This is a genomic window from Streptosporangium sp. NPDC002607, assembly GCF_053592655.1.
Genome location: NZ_JBSFWD010000012.1, coordinates 138,883 through 153,465, shown reverse-complemented (window position 1 = coordinate 153,465; position 14,583 = coordinate 138,883). Strand labels below are relative to the sequence as shown.

General features: G+C 67.8%; 18 protein-coding genes. 9 read left to right on the top strand and 9 right to left on the bottom strand.

Going from position 1 to position 14,583, the window contains the following annotated elements:
• Positions 1 to 59 precede the first annotated feature (59 nt).
• From ACWD3H_RS16650 to ACWD3H_RS16635, 4 genes are all read left to right on the top strand, one after another.
• On the top strand, positions 60 to 1,313 hold the full coding sequence (locus ACWD3H_RS16650; RefSeq protein ID WP_451955569.1) for an ABC transporter ATP-binding protein: 1,254 nt from the start codon (positions 60 to 62) through the stop codon (positions 1,311 to 1,313).
• On the top strand, positions 1,306 to 1,968 hold the full coding sequence (locus ACWD3H_RS16645) for an ABC transporter permease (protein WP_355558611.1): 663 nt from the start codon (positions 1,306 to 1,308) through the stop codon (positions 1,966 to 1,968). Before ACWD3H_RS16650 ends, ACWD3H_RS16645 begins: the two co-directional genes overlap by 8 nt.
• A 136-nt stretch (positions 1,969 to 2,104) precedes the next feature.
• Positions 2,105 to 2,776 carry an ABC transporter permease gene (locus tag ACWD3H_RS16640; protein ID WP_326829379.1) on the top strand — a complete coding sequence of 224 codons (672 nt, stop codon included), beginning with the start codon at positions 2,105 to 2,107 and terminating at the stop codon, positions 2,774 to 2,776.
• Positions 2,777 to 2,812: 36 nt separating this feature from the next.
• Positions 2,813 to 3,736: an ABC transporter substrate-binding protein gene (locus ACWD3H_RS16635; RefSeq protein WP_355558617.1), complete on the top strand. Its 924-nt coding sequence runs from the start codon at positions 2,813 to 2,815 to the stop codon at positions 3,734 to 3,736.
• 228 nt (positions 3,737 to 3,964) lie between these two features.
• On the opposite strand, the gene ACWD3H_RS16630 is transcribed toward ACWD3H_RS16635, so the two are convergent.
• Both ACWD3H_RS16630 and ACWD3H_RS16625 read right to left on the bottom strand, forming a co-directional pair.
• Positions 3,965 to 4,408: an ATP-binding protein gene (locus tag ACWD3H_RS16630; RefSeq protein WP_451955568.1), complete on the bottom strand. Its 444-nt coding sequence runs from the start codon at positions 4,406 to 4,408 to the stop codon at positions 3,965 to 3,967.
• A 109-nt stretch (positions 4,409 to 4,517) separates the two neighbouring features.
• Positions 4,518 to 4,976 carry a hypothetical protein gene (locus tag ACWD3H_RS16625; protein WP_451955567.1) on the bottom strand — a complete coding sequence of 153 codons (459 nt, stop codon included), beginning with the start codon at positions 4,974 to 4,976 and terminating at the stop codon, positions 4,518 to 4,520.
• 175 nt (positions 4,977 to 5,151) lie between these two features.
• Between ACWD3H_RS16625 and ACWD3H_RS16620 the strand changes: the two genes are divergently transcribed.
• Positions 5,152 to 6,501 carry a helix-turn-helix domain-containing protein gene (locus tag ACWD3H_RS16620; protein WP_451955566.1) on the top strand — a complete coding sequence of 450 codons (1,350 nt, stop codon included), beginning with the start codon at positions 5,152 to 5,154 and terminating at the stop codon, positions 6,499 to 6,501.
• Between the two features lie 36 nt (positions 6,502 to 6,537).
• Entirely contained in the window at positions 6,538 to 6,750 is a 213-nt protein-coding gene (locus ACWD3H_RS16615; RefSeq protein WP_451955565.1) for a DUF397 domain-containing protein, read from the top strand.
• A 267-nt stretch (positions 6,751 to 7,017) separates the two neighbouring features.
• Here ACWD3H_RS16615 and ACWD3H_RS16610 read toward each other — a convergent pair whose 3' ends face one another.
• From ACWD3H_RS16610 to ACWD3H_RS16585, 6 genes are all read right to left on the bottom strand, one after another.
• Positions 7,018 to 7,353: a hypothetical protein gene (locus ACWD3H_RS16610; protein WP_451955564.1), complete on the bottom strand. Its 336-nt coding sequence runs from the start codon at positions 7,351 to 7,353 to the stop codon at positions 7,018 to 7,020.
• 442 nt (positions 7,354 to 7,795) lie between these two features.
• Complete coding sequence (locus ACWD3H_RS16605) at positions 7,796 to 8,182, bottom strand: hypothetical protein (protein ID WP_451955563.1); 387 nt, start codon at positions 8,180 to 8,182, stop codon at positions 7,796 to 7,798.
• Positions 8,183 to 8,550: 368 nt separating this feature from the next.
• A complete protein-coding gene (locus ACWD3H_RS16600) occupies positions 8,551 to 9,120 on the bottom strand; it encodes a MepB family protein (protein WP_451955562.1) in 570 nt (189 codons plus the stop codon).
• A 353-nt stretch (positions 9,121 to 9,473) separates the two neighbouring features.
• Positions 9,474 to 10,094 carry a hypothetical protein gene (locus tag ACWD3H_RS16595; RefSeq protein ID WP_350914461.1) on the bottom strand — a complete coding sequence of 207 codons (621 nt, stop codon included), beginning with the start codon at positions 10,092 to 10,094 and terminating at the stop codon, positions 9,474 to 9,476.
• A gap of 9 nt (positions 10,095 to 10,103) precedes the next feature.
• A complete protein-coding gene (locus tag ACWD3H_RS16590) occupies positions 10,104 to 10,244 on the bottom strand; it encodes a TetR family transcriptional regulator (protein ID WP_451955561.1) in 141 nt (46 codons plus the stop codon).
• A 109-nt stretch (positions 10,245 to 10,353) separates the two neighbouring features.
• Positions 10,354 to 11,088: an alpha/beta fold hydrolase gene (locus ACWD3H_RS16585; RefSeq protein WP_451955560.1), complete on the bottom strand. Its 735-nt coding sequence runs from the start codon at positions 11,086 to 11,088 to the stop codon at positions 10,354 to 10,356.
• Positions 11,089 to 11,259: 171 nt separating this feature from the next.
• Between ACWD3H_RS16585 and ACWD3H_RS16580 the strand changes: the two genes are divergently transcribed.
• Positions 11,260 to 11,730, top strand: coding sequence for a flavin reductase family protein (locus ACWD3H_RS16580; RefSeq protein WP_451955559.1), 471 nt, complete (start codon positions 11,260 to 11,262; stop codon positions 11,728 to 11,730).
• An 83-nt stretch (positions 11,731 to 11,813) separates the two neighbouring features.
• Here the strand turns inward: ACWD3H_RS16580 and sppA are convergent, their stop codons facing one another.
• Positions 11,814 to 13,514, bottom strand: coding sequence for a signal peptide peptidase SppA (gene sppA, locus ACWD3H_RS16575; RefSeq protein WP_451955558.1), 1,701 nt, complete (start codon positions 13,512 to 13,514; stop codon positions 11,814 to 11,816).
• A 288-nt stretch (positions 13,515 to 13,802) separates the two neighbouring features.
• On the opposite strand from sppA, the gene ACWD3H_RS16570 reads away from it, so the two are divergent.
• Positions 13,803 to 14,123, top strand: coding sequence for an ArsR/SmtB family transcription factor (locus tag ACWD3H_RS16570; RefSeq protein WP_355558643.1), 321 nt, complete (start codon positions 13,803 to 13,805; stop codon positions 14,121 to 14,123).
• Positions 14,120 to 14,470 carry a VOC family protein gene (locus ACWD3H_RS16565; RefSeq protein ID WP_355558646.1) on the top strand — a complete coding sequence of 117 codons (351 nt, stop codon included), beginning with the start codon at positions 14,120 to 14,122 and terminating at the stop codon, positions 14,468 to 14,470. Before ACWD3H_RS16570 ends, ACWD3H_RS16565 begins: the two co-directional genes overlap by 4 nt.
• The last annotated feature ends 113 nt before the right edge of the window (positions 14,471 to 14,583 follow it).

Genomic DNA, 14,583 nt, shown 5'->3' with positions numbered 1-14,583 from the left:
AGATCAGGGAGGCGGCCGGGGCAGGGAGGCCGTAACCCGGCGAAAACAAGAGGTTGCGCATGATCACATTCAACGGTGTCACCAAGCGCTACGCTGACGGCACCGTAGCGGTGGACGACCTGAGCCTTGAGGTGCCCACCGGGGAGATCACCGTCTTCGTCGGCCCCTCGGGGTGCGGCAAGACGACCTCCCTCCGCATGATCAACAGAATGATCGACGCCACGGAGGGCCAGATCCTCCTGGACGGCGTCGATGTCAAGACCATAGACCCGCCGACACTGCGTCGGGGCATCGGCTACGTCATCCAGCAGGCCGGGCTCTTCCCGCACCGCAAGATCGTCGACAATGTGGCGACGGTTCCCCTGCTGCTCGGCTGGGAGAAGAAGAAGGCCCGTGACCGGGCGATGGAACTGCTGGAGCGGGTCGGGCTCGATCTGAAGATGGCCGACCGCTATCCCTTCCAGCTCTCCGGCGGCCAGCAGCAGCGCGTCGGCGTGGCCCGCGCGCTCGCCGCCGACCCGCCGGTGCTGCTGATGGACGAACCGTTCAGCGCGGTCGACCCGATCGTCCGGACCAGCCTGCAGGAGGAGCTGCTACGGCTCCAGGCCGAGCTGAACAAGACCATCGTGTTCGTCACCCACGACATCGACGAGGCGGTCAAGCTCGGCGACCGGGTGGCCGTCTTCCGCGTCGGGGGCCACCTGGCCCAGCTCGACGACCCCGCGACGCTGCTGGCCAGGCCCGCCGACGACTTCGTCCGCGAGTTCCTCGGCCGCGACCGGGGCATCCGGCGGCTCTCGTTCGTCTCGGACGAGGGGGTACGGCTCCGCACCGACCTGCTCGTCCCGGTCTCCACCGACGCCGACGCCGCGTCGGCCTCGGCGCGCGCCGCCGGCGAGCCGTGGCTGGCCGTGGTGGACGCGGGGAACCGGCCGCTGGGCTGGGTCGCGGTCAAGGACCTGCCCGAGTCGGGCAGCCTCGCCGAGGTGGAGCTCGCGCCGTACGGGACGTTCGTCAGCGGGCGTGACTCGCTGCGCGGCGCGCTGGACGCGACGCTGCTCTCCCCGTCGGGCAACGCCGTCGCGGTGGACGGGGCGGGCAGGGCCGTGGGCGTCGCCACCCGCGAGGCCCTGGACGAGGCGCTGGCCGTGGTGGCGGGGAGCGTCGGCGGATCGGTGCCGGGTTCCCGCTCCGCGGGGGGCACGGGAGATGTCGGCGGATCCACCGGAGGCACGGGAATCGCGGCCGGATCGGCGGCGGACGCGGAAAGCCCCGGTGAGGGCACGGGAGGCACGGGGGACGCGGGTGAGTGAGGAACCCCTGGTCCGCTGGGACTGGATCGGGCGCAACTGGCCCACGATCCAGGGCCTGCTGGAGGACCACATCGTGATGGCGCTGGTCCCGATCGTCGTCGGGCTGCTCATCGCGCTCCCGCTCGGGCTGGCCGGAGCCCGCTGGCGCTGGCTCTACCAGCCGACCGTCGGCGTGATGAACGTGATCTACTCGCTGCCCTCGCTGGCCGTCTTCATCGTGCTCATCCCGGTCACCGGCCTCGCGACGCGGCTGACCGTGATGGTCCCGCTCACCTTCTACGCCATGGCGGTGCTCATCCCGGCGGTCGTCGACGGGCTGGGTTCGGTCCCCGACCACGTGCGCCAGTCCGCGGTGGCCATGGGCTTCACCCCGCTGCGCAGGCTGCTCCAGGTCGAGTTGCCGATCGCGGTGCCGGTCGTGCTGGCCGGGCTCAGGGTGGCCACGGTCGCCAGCGTCAGCCTGGTCAGCGTGGGCGCGCTGGTCGGCAGGGGAGGGCTCGGCTACCTGTTCATCGACGGCTGGCAGCGGCAGTTCTACACCCCGATCGTGGTCGGCATCGTGCTGGTCGTGGTGCTCGCGGGGGTCGCCGACCTGCTGCTGATCCTGGCGCAGCGCCTGCTCACGCCGTGGTCGCGGGCAAGGGGGTCCGCGTGAACCGGCTGATCGACCTTTTTGGTGACCCGGCCGGTGTGGTGCCCCGGATCTCCGGTCGCCGCCTCGCCGGAGTCGCCACCGGAAGCCGTACGTCTGGTCAGCGATTCACTCTGTGGTCGTGGGCGAGGGGGTCCGCGTGAACTGGCTGATCGACTTCTTCGGGGACCCGGTCAACTGGTCGGGCCCGGACGGGATTCCCGTCCGGCTGCTCGAACACCTGGAGTTCGCCGGGCTCTCGCTGCTGCTGGCCATGCTGATCGCGCTCCCGCTGGGGCTGCTGATCGGCCACACCGGCCGGGGCGCCCTGCTGGTGGTCTCCATCGCCAACGCGGCCCGCGCCCTGCCGACGCTCGGCCTGCTCGTCCTCATCGTGCTGCTGATGGGCGTCGGCACCATCCTGCCGGTGCTGATCCCGCTGGTGGCGCTGGCCGTGCCGCCCATCCTGGTCAACACCTACGAGGGCATCCGCGGGGTCGACCCGGACCTGCGCGACGCCGCGTACGGTATGGGACTGCGGGGCGGGCAGGTTCTCGGCCGGGTGCTGGTGCCGGTCGCGCTGCCGCTCATCCTGCTCGGCCTGCGACTGGCCGCCATCCAGGTGGTGGCGACCGCGACCGTGGCCGCGTACGTGGGCCTGGGCGGCCTCGGCCGCTTCATCATCGACGGTCTCGCGACCAAGAACTTCCCGAGCACGATCGGCGGAGCGGTTCTCGTAGCACTGCTGGCGCTTCTCGTTCAGCTCGGGTTCACCCTGGTACAGCGCGCAACGGTCTCCCCGGGGGTGAGCGAGCGCCAGACCATCCGATAGTCTTGATTACCCCCCGTTTTGGAAGGGAATAGCACCATGAAGCGCCTGTTCAGCACCGCGGCGATCCTTCTGTCCGCGGCGCTCACACTTACCGCGTGCGGCGGCGGAGATCCCCTCACCAGCGCGTCCCCGGCTCCCGCCGAATCCGGGTCCGCCTCCGAGCCGGCGGCCGCCGGGAAGGTCGTCATCGGGTCGGCCAACTTCCCGGAGAACGTCCTGCTGGGCGAGATCTACTCGCAGGCTCTGGCCGCCAAGGGCGTCCAGGTCGAGGAGAAGTTCAACATCGGCAGCCGCGAGGTCCTGTACGACCAGGTCAAGAGCGGCGGCCTGACCATCCTGCCGGAGTACATCGGCTCGCTCCTCGCCTTCGTCGACAACACCGCCACGGCGAAGTCGAAGGACGACGTCGTCGCCGCGCTCAAGGAGAAGCTCCCGGCCGAGCTGGAGGTCCTGACGCCCGCCGCGGCCGAGGACAACAACTCGCTGACCGTCACCAAGGAGACCGCCACCAAGGAGGGTCTCACCACGATCGAGGACCTGGTCAAGGTCGCCAAGAACTACGCGGTGGGCGGTCCGCCGGAGTTCAAGACCCGCCAGGAGAAGAACTTCAAGGACACCTACGGCCTGGAGTTCAAGGAGTGGAAGAAGACCGGCGACGCCACCGCCGACGCCATCAAGGACGGCACCGTCCAGGTCGGCAACGTCTTCACCACCGACCCGAAGATCATCATCAATGACCTGGTCTCCCTCCAGGACAACAAGAGCGCCTTCGCCGCGGAGAACATCGCCCCCCTGGTCAACAAGGCGGGCGTGAACGACACGGTGAAGACCACCCTCGACGCGGTCTCCGCCAAGCTCGACACCGCCGGCCTGGTCGCGCTGATGAAGCGCGTCGCGGTCGACAAGGACGACGCCGAAGCGGTCGCCAAGGACTGGCTCACCCAGAACGGCCTGCTCTAGCGATTCACCCGGCCGGCCCCGGACGTCTTGTCCGGGGCCGGTTCGCGTTCTCGGAGACGGTAACCGTGGCCGCGTGGTACCCAGTCGATGCGCTGGGAATCACCCGCGAGAACGCGAGGCGGAGAACCGATGACGAACTTTCCCAGATGGAGCGACATCCGCGCGGAGATCGTCGCGGACTCCGGCGGCGAGAAGGCCATAACCGAGGCGAGGCGCCGTAATCAGGGGCTACCCGCTGGTCGAGCAGAGCTCGAACCAGATGACGGTTCCGGTGAAGTCGCGGTGAAATCCCCAGCGGGTGGCGAGGTCGTTGACGAGCATGAGCCCTCGGCCGCTGGTGGCGTCCAGGCCGGGCTTCCTCGTACAGGGGACCTCCGAGGCGCCGGGGTCCTGGACGGTGATGAGTGCGCCGTGGGGGAGGAAGGCCACCGTGACGACGAACTCCCGTGGGCGGTCGACCGGCCCCGCGTCGCGCGGTCCGGTGTCGAGCGGTCGGGCATCGAGCGGTCCGCTGGAGTGCTCGACGGCGTTGGCGGCGAGTTCGCTGGTCAGGAGTACGGCGTCGTCGCGGAGCGGGTGGTCGTCGCCGAGGAGTTCGGCGACGAAGACGCGTGCGGGTCTGACCTGGTCGGGGGCGGCCGCGAACCGTTGGGAGATCACGGGGGGTCTCACCGGCGGGTGCTCCTGGAGCGCTGACCATCCAGGGATTCGTCCCAGGTGTGGTGACCACCTGGTGGCAGGGGGAGCCGGTCCCGTGGCCTGCTCCATGGTCCGGAAGCGGTCAGCGAGCACGCCGACGAGTACGGACAGGAGACGCGCTGCCATCTCGGTCACCTCCCTTGCCCTCGATCCTGTTGGGCCCGGTGTTGCCGGTGACCTTGACGTCCCTGCCGCTCCCCCCACTGGGGTCTTGCGGTACCGGGATGTCTGACGTGGGGAGTGGGCGTGAAGGCCCTTCGGGGGTGAGGCGGAGGCGGAAGTCCTCGATGTGCTGCATCTGTGCGGCCAGTTCGGCGGGCGTGTCGGCCTCGATCAGACCGACGCGCTGTCGGCACCAGGTGGGGGAGAGCGCCCACCAATGTCCGGTGGCCTTGCCGTACCAGAAGCACCAGCCGGTGAACCGTAACGCCGGCGCACGCGGCACCCGCTCGTACCCGTCGCAGGCGGTTTCCTCTTCTCGCGGAGGCTCTGCGGCCTGGCAGGGATTCACGGTGATCACTGGTGGGGAGTCGCCCGGCATATCTTCTCCAGGTGAGATCGAGTAACTCTGTGTAATTCCCTTCCAAGAGAACCGCAGGTGGGTGACGATGAAAGGAGCCTCGTGGGGGCCCGCGCCGAGGGGCCGCCCCGAAGCCAGGTCAGTCGCGAGGGGGCCGTTTCCTGGCCTACAGGTGGCGAGCGAAAGGAGCCAGGGCGTGGAGGGTCTGACGATCGAGGAAGTGATCAAGCAGTCCCGGCAGGCCAAAGGCCTTACACAGGCGAGCCTCGCCGACCGGCTCGCCCGAGTGTCCGGGCAGGCCACGATCACTCGCAGCGAGGTCTCCCGCTGGGAGCGCGGCAAGCGGCTGCCCCTGGCCTGGTTGCCGTGGTTGAGCATCGTGCTCGATCTCCCGCTGGCGGTGCTCGACCAGGCGGTTGTCCTGTCCCGCGCCAAACGACTGGGTGTCACTTCGCCGAACGTGAACGGCGATCGCCTGACGCTGTTCAGTGACGGCTGGACGCGAGAGAACAATGAGGCGATGGCTGCCGGGCTGGTCGCCGAGAGCGAGGCCATGTCGGAGGAGTCCGCGCTTCGCGTCGCTCACGAATGGCTGATCGTGGAGTCGCCACAGCTTCATGAGATCCGGGCGGGACGTCGTATCGGTCACTCACTGATCGACAAGATCGAGAACCGGGTCGACCATTTGCGGCACCTCGATGACTACGTGGGCGGCACGGACCTGCACGCGCTCGTCTCCCAGGAGTTGGAGGCGACCGTCACGGTCGTCAGGGAGGCCGCCTACAGCGAGGAGGTGGGCCGCCGACTCCTGAAGGCCGTGGGAGAGCTCTGCCAGCTCGCGGGATGGGTGACCTCTGACGCCGGACTGTACGGTCGCGCTCGTACCTACTATGTCAAAGGCATCCAAGCCGCGCATGTCGCCGGGGATGAGCCGACGGCGGCCAATCTGCTGTCCTCGTTGAGCTATCAGATGGCCAACGTGGGTGATCCCAGGGAGGCGGCCATGATGGCCCGTACGGCGGTCAAGGGCGCTGAGCGATCAAGCACCCCGCTCACCCGTGCCCTGCTGCTGGAACGAGTGGCTTGGGCACACGCCAAAGCGGGAGATTCGGCGATCACTGAACGGGCGCTCGGCGAGGTTGATCAAGTGTTCGGGCTACATCGAGAGGGTGATGAGGACCCGAAGTGGGTCTACTGGCTGGACCGGGGCGAGGTCGATGTGATGGCCGGTCGGTGCTTCACCGAACTCGGCCGCCCGCTCAGGGCCGAACCGTTGCTCACCCAGGGCATCGACACCTACGACGCCACGCACGCTCGGGAGGTCTCGCTCTACCTGAGCTGGCTCGCCGACGCCTATGCCCAGGCCCGCGAGGTCGAGCGGGCCACCGAGGCGGCCTCGAAGTCGTTGAACCTGGCGGTCAAGGTCAACTCAGCCCGCGTCACCGACCGCATCGAGACCATCCGAGCCCGCCTTCGCCCTTTCGCGGACACCGCAGCGGTCCGAAGATTCGAGGACCTCTACCAATCGACAGTAGATGCGATCTGAAGCCGACAGTATGACTCCGACGTAGAGGCGACAACCATGGATCAAATCTCCCCTGCACTTGCTTGGCGCAAGAGCAGTAAGAGCGCTCAGCAGGACAACTGCGTGGAGGTGGCAGCCTTTCCGGGCGGAGGCCGCGCCATACGAGACAGCAAGGACCCGAACGGGCCCATGCTGCGTTTCGCGAGCAGCGAGTGGCAGTCATTCATCGGTGGTATCAAAAGCGGAGTGTTCGACAATCAGGACTGCTAATCAATGGCCTAACCTCCAGTCGCACGTCGGGATTTCGATGAACGGCAGGGCTTCTGCCTTTCGGTCCCGGAAGCCGTTCCCTGTTCCGCTCATTGCCGCCGGAACCGCCCGAATAAGTATCGTCGATGAATATGCAAGTTTCTCCTCGGCGTCCCGCTGTCCAGCCTGTTCACTGAGACTTCAAGCACCTTAGCTGATTGTGCGAATAATTTCGCAGGCACCATCGCTGCGAACCCATCTCACCTTACGTTCCCGCGCGGATAGAGGTCAGCCGGGCAGCGAAACCAGTCGCGTAACTACCGCGAACCCCAGCACAAGAGATGCAATTCTCATTGATATTTTACGGGCCACAAGCATGGATAGCATATCCATGCTGATAGCAGTATATAAAATCAACTGCGCCACAAGAAGGGCGTCAGGATCGACGCCTATGGGCTCTCCGGTGTTCCAGCTGTAATCATATACGTTAACAATGAAGCCCATGAGGGCAATCAACACGCTTAGTGAAAACAGCAGTGCCCAAATTAATGTGCATGCCACACGCCTCGCCTCTCGGCCGGGAGCGCCTTTCTGGGGGTGATCGCCCTTAATCTGATTAACCATAAGCCTTCCGCGCCTACTTCCCGTCAAGGGTTCCTACCATTGTAGGCTTGGCCGCCATGAAGTCGCCTGCGTAACGTTGTGCTTCAATGGCCGAGCGGCCCCCTCCTCATCCGCAACCACCCCATGGCCCGCCAAGCCGTACGGACCCTGCTGGACCTTGAGCGCTACAACTACAGGGAACGCATCCGCCGCCTCGGCGTCCGCATGCACATCCTTTGAAACCTTCGGCCTTCGGTACGCCATGAGGGGTCTTTGTGTGCCAGTGGAGGTAGCCCGGACTCAGCTTGAGTAGTGGTTGCGTGGCTTCATCGGAGGCGCTCGGCGTACCCAGATCGACTTCTGCTTATTCAGGGGCATGCCGTACGGTGGCCGGCCGCAGCACGGGATTCAACCTGAGGATCAACATCATGAGCACGAGAAACACGATGAACACGCGAAGCCGTCAGCAGACTTCCTGCACCGTTCGGGTTCTGAAGTCCGCTTCCTTCATCTTCTCTCCCAAATCCGTCAGGACGGTGTCGCTGCCGGCCATGTCAGAGGAGATGGCCCGACGACTCGCCTGGACCCCGGTCACCCTTCTGCTGAAGGACAACTCCAGGCTCAGGGAGTCGGGCAGCGGGGAGACGAGCGGAACCTTCACCTGCTCGAACTCCTCGGAAGCCCCTACAGTGATCCGGCCGCCTTCGCGAATGCTCTTTACCGGACTGGACGCCTCCCACAGCACCCGGTGGGTCGCGTAGTCCAGGACCTGGACCGACGTGACCTGCTCACCCGGGCAGAGCGGCGCGAAGTACTGGAGCCTGCCGTCGGCGCTGAGACCCGTCGCCACGGCACGGGGCAATGGATCACCGATTGGGAGATACGGCCCCTCCCCGCATCCGGCCAGCGCGAACACCAGTGCCGCGGCGCTTACGCATCCGATGACGGAACGGCATGGGAGGCGCCCAACGAGTGTCCGTGTCATTTCGATCCCTCTCTGAGCCGATAATCGTCTTTCCCGGGCAGCCGTAGGTGTTTCCCTTTTGCTCTGCTGCTGTTCATGGAACTTTGTACTTATCAATAGCGGGCGCTGTGGACAAGGTGGCGCTACTTGCAGTAGCTCGTCTAGTACGGAAACGCCTGTCACGGTACTGGGCGAGTCATTCCAAATGATTAGAGGTCGTAGGCGATCATGTCACCCCGGCTGGGTTGTCCGTCCTATGGGTGGTAGAGCTCTTGGGCGCGGGCGGAGTCGATGGGGCGGTCCTGGGGCAGGTGCAGGAAGTGGTCCAGCTGCCACGCCTGAGCAGTGCCGGCTTGGCGGTTGGTGGTGGTCACCCAGGGCGGGTAGACGCGGAAGGCTCGTTTCCCACCGGAACCGTTTGCTGATACGACACCGTGTCGGCAGAGCGCGTCCACGGGAAAGACGAACTGGCCGAAGTGGTGATGGTCGCGGGTGCTGACGACGAAGAGGTCGACGGGGTCGGTTGCGTCGAAAGGCTGGATGGGCCCGCCCGGGGACCTCTTCCATACGGTGACGAACTGGCCGACCTTGGTGGGGGTCGTCTTGGCTGCGCGGAATCGGATGGCGAGCCCGTCAAGGGTGAAGGCGTGGGCGGCGTACGCGGCACCCTCGGTTTCTGGGACCGGCTGCGAGCAGGTGAACCCGCAGGGGTCGTAGACAAGCGTTTTCGCCGCGAGGAGATCTCTGTAGGCCGGAGTGGTGTCCGACCACGGTTTGAATCCGGTGGGGTGGAGATGGGGGGAGTACTCGCGGTTCGTCGCCATTCGTTCACCCTGTCACGACTGCTGGGACGGTCGCCGACTCAACTGGGGTGTAGCTCTCGTCGAGACATTCGAATGCTGATGGTGTGTCCGGGAACGCAGACAGGGCGTCCAAGATCGTTACTGTGTCGTAGGAGGTCCGGGTGTCTGCCAACCAGCCGTCTGTGTGGCCGGGGCGGGGCCAGTGGGGTCGAATGGAGCTGTCCTAGCCAGGAGGACCGAGGACGAACTTTCCCAGCTGGAGCGACATCCGCGCGGACATCGTCGCGGACTCCGGCGGGGAGAAGGCCGTGGACGAAGCGAGGCGCCGACACTCACACCGGGTAACCCGCTTCCCCTCGCTCAGGTGAACGGCTCTACCCGGTGGAGTCCGGCCAGCAGTGCGCCGAGCGGCCGGAGGCGGAGACGATGGCCGCGCCGTCGAGCTCGACGGTCGTCAGCTCGACGCCGCCCAGTGGCCACTCCACGGCGAACTCGAAGTTCTCGGCCGGGGGCAACGGCCACAGCCACAGCCCGAAGTTGTTGAATCCGAACTCGCCGCCGCGCATGCCGCTGCCCATCGGAAGCCAGGACAGCAGCGGCCCGGCCGGCGGATCGCCGGAGGCGCTCTTTGTGCTCTGTGCCCATTCGAGGGTGGTGACCTTCGTGCCGTCGGCGAACCGCACGCCCAGCCGCAACAGCGAGTCCGGTCGGTTGCCGCGCCCGAACGCCTGGGCGATCGGGGCCCCGGCCAGCTGCACGTACCACCAGTCCTCGGCGGGCAGGTCACCCTGCCTGGACGCGATCTCCACATCCAGCATGCAGCCGGTGCTGAAGACCCGGATCGTCGGCAGGAGCACCACGACGTTCGCACTCCGGGCCACCACCCGCTCGACCGCGAGCACCGCTCCGATCTCCTGCGAGGGCGGCGCGGACCACGGCGGGAGCTCAGGGCGGGCGATGGGTTCCTGTTCCGTCGGTACGGGATCGAAGAACATCACTTCACGCTACTCAAAAACCGCCAATGCTGACAGACGTCTTGTCGGCCCGGTGAACCTCAGGTAGAGCACGCCTTTGGCGACCTCGTCGATCCGCACCCCGCCGAAGCCCCGTTCGGCGACGAGTTCCGCGGCGGCGTCGAGGATCACGTTCGTGTCGACACTGGGACGGCCATGCGGGCCCCCTAAATGACGGAAAATGCCGATTCAGTCATTTACTCTGGCGTCGAGCGCCCAGGGGTGCGGCTCGGTGGACGGGTCATGCGCCGAGCCAGCCGCGCACCCGGTCCGCGAACCAGCCGGGCCGTTGCAGCGGGATGCCGTGCCCGCAGTCCGCCACGATCTCCAGCTCGCTGCCCGGCAGGGCTTCGTGCAGCACGCGGGCCGACTCCCGCATCAGGCCCCGTTCACGCCCGCCGGCGAGGATCAGCGCCTCGCGGGGGAAACGCGACCACGCGGGCGGCGGCGTGAAGCGCAGGTTCTCGCCGACCGCGGCGAGCAGGGTCTGCTTCGAGACGCTCGCGGACGTGCGGACGTAGTCGTCGAGCAGCGGGCCGGGGACGAACAGCTGCTTGGCCTGCAACCTGGCGAACCACCGCTGCCGGGCGAGCCCGGCGGTGGCGCCGAGCAGGCCGAGGGTGAACCCGGCGGCCGCGATGGGCTTGGCCTGCGCGCTGACCACGACCACGCGTTCCACGAGCTCGGGCCGGTGTGCGGCGAGCAGGACCGTCAGCTGCGCGCCCAGGGAGAACCCGCCGACGGAGACGCGACCGCCCACGTCGTGCAGGAGCTTCGTCAAGGCTTCGGCGGTGCGGGCATGGGAGTGATACGTCTCGTCCGCGCTGCGGTCGTGGCCGGGCAGGTCCGGGACGATCACCCGGTGGTCGCGCGCGAGACGCTCCCGCACCGGCTCCCACATCCAGCCGGCGACACCACCACCGTGCAGCAGGAGCACGGGCGGGGCACCGGCGGGACCATGCGTCTCGACATGCATATGGAACTGCTCCCGTCGCGTCGGCCGATGACCATGATGCCAGAGGGCGGCCATCCGGCCGACGGCGCGACCCGTCCAGCGCCGTCGCTGTCCTACCTGGCGAAACCTTGATCAGCGCGGTGCGGCCACGGGCTTGCCCGGCGAAGGCTGAGCATCCGGGATGATTGCCGCATGAACGAGTTCGTCGAGTCCATGGCCCAGGTGGTGACCGGGGTGACGGTCGTCACGGTGAAGGACGAGCGGGACGATGTGGGGGTCACGGTCGGCACGTTCACCTCGATCTCGCTGGATCCGCCGCTGGTGATGGTGAGCCTGGACAACGCCGGATACCTCAACGAGCTGCTGCTCCGGCACGACCGCTGGGCCGCCAGCGTGCTGTCGGCCGGGCAGAAGACGGTCGCCAGCCGGTTCGCCACCGCGGGTCGTCCCGGTGCCAGGCTGCTGCTCGCGGGCATGCCGCATCACCGGGGGGAGCGGAGCGGGGCCCTCATCGTGGACGGCGGGGTCACCGCGCTGGAGGCCGAGACGGTCAAGGTCGTTCCGGCCGGGGACCACACGCTCTTCATCGCCAAGGTCCTCGGGGTCGACTACGTCGACGCGTCCGTGCTGCCGCTGTCGCGCTACCGGAGTCGCTACCGCTGACCCGGCGAGCCATGGCTCATTCTTCTCGTACGGGCAAGAGCCGCCGCGTTCGAACGCGGCGGCTTATTCACCAGAGAACGCGGTCAGCGGATCGTCCACGAGCCCGGCAGGATGAGCGGCCCGTACGAGGGCAGGCCCAGCTCGCCCGCGAGATGGGCGAGGGGGCCCCATGCCTCCACGCGGACCTGGGCCAGCGCGGCGGCCTTGTCCTCGCTGGACTCCGCGGGGCGCAGCCGCTCCAGCGGGTTGAGCCTGGGGTAGGCGCGCACCGGGGCGTCGGCGGGCAGGCCGGCCTTCCTGCGGGCCACGGCCAGGGCGTCCTCCAGACCGCCGAGCTCGTCGACGAGCCCGTTCTCCAGGGCGTCGGCCCCGGTCCAGACCCGGCCCTTGGCCAGCTCGTGGGCGCGCTCGCGGGTCAGGCCGCGCCCCTCGGCGACCTTGTTCACGAAGTCGTCGTAGACCCGGTCGAGCCAGGCGTTGATCCGCGCCCACTGCGCCTCGGAGAAGGCGTTCGTGGGGGAGAACATCCCGGAGTTGGCACCCTCGCCCACGGTCTCCGAAGTGACGCCGATCTTCTCCAGCAGGCCGCCGATGACCGCCTTGCCGCCGAACACGCCGATGGAACCGGTGAGCGTGCCCGGCTGGGCCACGATGACGTCGGCGGCCATCGAGACCATGTATCCGCCGGAGGCGGCCAGGTCGCCCATCGAGATCACGATGGGCTTGCCGGCCTTGCGGGTGAGCACCACCTCGCGCCAGATGGCGTCGGAGGCCACGTATGAGCCGCCGGGGCTGTCGACCCGGAAGACGACCGCCTTGACGCCGTCGTCGCGGCGGGCCGCGCGCAGTGCGGCGCAGACGGTGTCGGAGCCCATCGCGCCGCCGCCGCCCATCGGGCTGCGGCCGCTGCGGCCGAGCCGGATCGCGCCGTTGCCGCGGACCAGCGCGACGGCCTGCTCGCCCGGGTGCGGGAGCTTCTTCGCGGTCAGCGCCTTGGCGTAGCGGCCGACGTACAGCAGCAGCGCGTTGTCGCCGACCTCCTGCTTGACCTCGTCGTAGACCTCGTCGCGGTAGGCCATCCGGTCGACGAGCCCGGCGTCGACGGCCTCGGCGCCGATGAACGGGCCCTGGTCGATCAGCTCGCGTACCCTGGCGGGCTCCAGCCCGCGCCCCTCGGCGACGCCCGCCACGACCTGCTCGGTGACCGACTCGGTGATGCGGCCCATCGACTCGCGGTGGGCGTCGGTCATGTGGTCCTGGGTGAAGGTGTTGGCGGCCGTCTTGTACTCGTGCCGCTGGCCGAGCTGGTACTCGACGCCGAGCTTGCCGAGCGCGCCCCGCAGGAAGCGCTGCTCCATCGCGATGCCGGTGAGCCCGACGTCGCCGGACGGCTGGAGGTAGACCCGCTCGAATGCGCTGGCCAGATAGTAGGGAACGGTGCCCCCGCCGAACTCGCCGAAGCTCTCGGCGAACGCGACGGTCAGCTTGCCCGAGGCCCGGAAGAGGGCGACGGCCTGGCGGAGCTCCTGGACGGCCGCGAGCCCCGGTGACTGGACGCCGATCTTGACGATCAGGGCCTTGACCCGGTCGTCCTTCCTGGCACGCTTGAGCCCGGCCAGCACGTCGGCCAGGCTCGTCTTGCGCATCGCGAGGATGGCGCCCAGCGGATCCGACGGGGCGCTGTCGGTCAGACCTTCGGTGAGGTCGAGTTCAAGGACCAGTGGAGCGGTACGCCGCTGCTTGAACCGGTCGACGGTATCGATGATCACCTTGGTCGCGTCCATGCCCTTCACCCTAAGCGACACATACCGGGCTTATGCGGATCGGCGAAGGTTCACCGGCTTTCCGGGGAGGCAGGGGGCGGGTCACCGGTGTCCCGCTTTCACCGGCCCCGCCGGGCGTTCGCCTGCCTGCCGGGTACGCGGTGGGTGCTCCCTCACCGGCGGTGCCGGGGTTGTGCGGTGTGGTGAGGTTCACCTGCCCGCCGGGTGTGCGGTTCCTGCTTCACGTCGGGTCAACGTGGGTGACCGATCATTTGCTATTTCGGAATAATCCGAAATAGCATCGCCGTCGTGACTGAGCCGGATGATCTCGACGAACTCCTGCGCGCCGTGGCCGGCAGACACCGTCGGCGCATCCTCTTCGAGGTCTGGGAGCGTGAGCGTGGTGCGGGAGAACTGGCCGACCGGCTCGGCCTGGCCCCGGCCAGCGTTTCGGAGCACCTGAAGGTGCTGCGCAAGACCGGCTTGGTCACGATGAGGGTCAACCGGACGTATCGGCTCTACCGGGCCTGCCCTGAACGGCTTCACCAGCTTGCCGATCTGCTCATGCAGGCTTTTCCGGCCACCGTCCGAGCCCAGGACAGCGAAGAGACCCAGGAGGACACGACATGAACGAGCAGACTGTGCGCCAGGCGAATGCGGTGGCGCATTTCGACATCAGCGGCCCGGACGACGCGGGCCTGCACCGCTTCTACGGCGATCTGCTGGACTGGCAGATCAACCGCAAGGGGCCGGGGTATGCGCTGGTGCAGACGCCCGGTGGGCTGGGCGGGGCGATCGTCGAAACCGAACAGGCCGGTGTCACCCTGGGCGTGGTGGTCCCGGACCTTGAGCAGGCGGTCCGCCGCGCGGCCGAACTGGGCGGCGCGGTCACCATGCCGCCGACCGACAACGGCTGGGTGGTCAAGGCGCAGGTCAAGGACCCGGCCGGCAACATCCTCACCCTCATCCAGGCATGAGCGGCGGCTGATCCGGGGTTGAGGAACAGCCGCCGGCTGTTCCTCAACCCCGGATCACGCCATCGGGGCCGGCAGGACCGCCGAACGGATCGGTGCGGTCCGGCCGGACACGC